This window comes from Shewanella sp. MBTL60-007 (genome assembly GCF_019654915.1).
Taxonomy (GTDB): Bacteria; Pseudomonadota; Gammaproteobacteria; order Enterobacterales; family Shewanellaceae; genus Shewanella.
Genome location: NZ_BPET01000131.1, coordinates 1 through 2,114, shown reverse-complemented (window position 1 = coordinate 2,114; position 2,114 = coordinate 1). Strand labels below are relative to the sequence as shown.

2 protein-coding genes and 1 pseudogene are annotated in these 2,114 nt (G+C 43.3%); 1 reads left to right on the top strand and 2 read right to left on the bottom strand.

Translation table 11 applies throughout. The annotated features are described in order from the left end of the window. Positions 1 to 123: 123 nt before the first annotated feature. Together K5Q92_RS23620 and K5Q92_RS23615 are read right to left on the bottom strand one after the other, a co-directional pair. Positions 124 to 447, bottom strand: a complete 324-nt coding sequence (locus tag K5Q92_RS23620; RefSeq protein ID WP_220771232.1) for a LysR family transcriptional regulator — start codon at positions 445 to 447, stop codon at positions 124 to 126. 137 nt (positions 448 to 584) lie between these two features. Then, positions 585 to 1,478, bottom strand: a complete 894-nt coding sequence (locus tag K5Q92_RS23615; RefSeq protein WP_220771231.1) for a DMT family transporter — start codon at positions 1,476 to 1,478, stop codon at positions 585 to 587. Positions 1,479 to 1,602: 124 nt separating this feature from the next. On the opposite strand from K5Q92_RS23615, the pseudogene K5Q92_RS23610 reads away from it, so the two are divergent. After that, positions 1,603 to 1,989: pseudogene (locus tag K5Q92_RS23610) on the top strand (MarR family winged helix-turn-helix transcriptional regulator); the annotation flags it as partial. Positions 1,990 to 2,114: the final 125 nt, after the last annotated feature.

Here is a 2,114-nt window from a genome sequence, read left to right as displayed (position 1 = left end):
AAAATATCGAGTTCGCACATCTTGTTGTCTGGTTATTGATTTTTCTCAGAACCATTTGATCACATGACAAGATGTGCATCTACCTTAAATTTATGATTTTTATCAAAATCATTAGGGGATTCCTCAGGACAGCGCAAGTGTGATTGGACCTTCAAGCTGTTTGGGATCGAATTCATTACTGCTATTAAGGGCTAGGCTAAGTTCATCCATTATCGGCGCTATACTCTCTGCTAGCATATTTGCATGCTCTGTCGCGCGTAATCCGTGATGGGTTTTTACGAACAGCTCATCACCAAAGTGGTCACGAAGCCTTTGCAACGCTTTACTCACGGCCGGTTGTGAAACAAACAAACGCTCAGAGGCTTTTCGCATATTTCGCTCTTGATGCAAAATGATGAATGTTCGCAGAAGGTTAAGGTCGAGATTAGAGAAAAGATCTTTTGCCATATGGAGTACCCGAATTCTTTATTACTTTGATAATAAAGTGTGGGCTAATGAAGAACAAATGGATATTTGTGATGAGAGCTCTCTAATTGAAGAAAAGCCCGCGTAGTGCGGGCTTGGTAATACGTTGAAATCTTAGATCATTCAGTCACGGCTTGAGTGGGTTTAGCTTGCCTAATAGAAAGAATGATTTGAGGCAGTAATGACATGACAATCATCCCAACCATGAACGAATATTGTGTTGCCGTGAAAGATTCGCCCATTAGCACCATGCCCGTCACGATACCCGCAACAGGATTCGCAATACCACCGAATGTAAAATCAACCACTGACATTCGTTGCAGTAACCACACGTACATGCCGTAACCGAGAGCAGTGTTCAAGCCAATAACCCAAAGTAAACCTAGGAAATTACGCGTACTAAAGTTATTTATCGCATTGGCGTATTGTTGAGGGTCGGCAATAGCATGCACTATTGAAGCGATGGATAAAATCGCTCCCCCAAGGATTAATTGCCAAGTTAGTACCGTCCACCAATGCATACGATTCCCAAGGGATTTAGTAATGCTGCTACCAATAATGATACACATGATCGCCGCAAACATAGCCCCTAGCCCTACAGGGTTAAGTGAAATTTGGCTTGGGTTGAAAAGCATCCACGCCAATCCAATCAAACCAGCACCAGAAATGGCTTGGATGAAATGGGGGCGCTGCTTTTTCACGATCCAATGAAAGATCATGGCAAACACTGGTACAGAGATCATCCCCACGCCAGAAATAGCAGAAGGTAGCGTTAGGGCCATAACAAAGATAAGACCAAAGAAGGTCGCGATATTGATCAACCCTAAGCTAAAGATGATCTGCCACTCACCTTTTTTCGGTAAGGTAGGTTTAACAGCCAGCAATAGCAAACCAGCAGGTAAAGCGCGTAAAGCGCCTAGTAACAATGGTGGCCACTCCTGTAGCGTAAATTGCGTCACTGCATAGGTTGTTCCCCAAAAAAACGCAGGGATCATTGCCAGTAATATATTCATTTGAAATATCTTTACGTTAAGATAACTAATTGTGTGAACTCTATACCTAATATTTATGCTTGTAAAGTATCTTTATGTTAAACTAATTTGAAGTTAAAGAACCAATAACGGAGCGAGATTGCAAATGGACGCTATCGACCGCGTAGTAGAGCAGTGGGCTAAGGAAAAGCCAGAGCTAGAAACCGAGCCAATGGCCATGATGGGCAGAATCATGCGCATTGCGAAATATATGGAAACAGAAGTCGCCGATCTTCATAAAAAATACGATATGAAGCTTGGTGAGTTTGACGTGTTGGCAACGCTTCGTCGTTCTGGGAAACCATTTCGCTTAACGCCTTCAGAACTCATCGAATCGATGATGCTCACTTCCGGTGCTATGACGAATCGTTTAGATAAACTAGAAGCGAAAGGCTTGATCGTTCGTGCCCATAGCAAAGAAGATCGCCGAAGTGTCACGGTAGAGCTGACTAAAGATGGTTTGGTTTTGATTGATCAAATGATGGCTGAGCACTGAGGGATCCCCTCATAATTTCCCCAAAGCACAACCATGTTTGAATAGATTTTGAGCAAGCAGGGTTGCAGCCGCGAGCAAGTCTTCCCTCGTTATTGTGTAGCCAGAATGCCGCAAAACTTCCA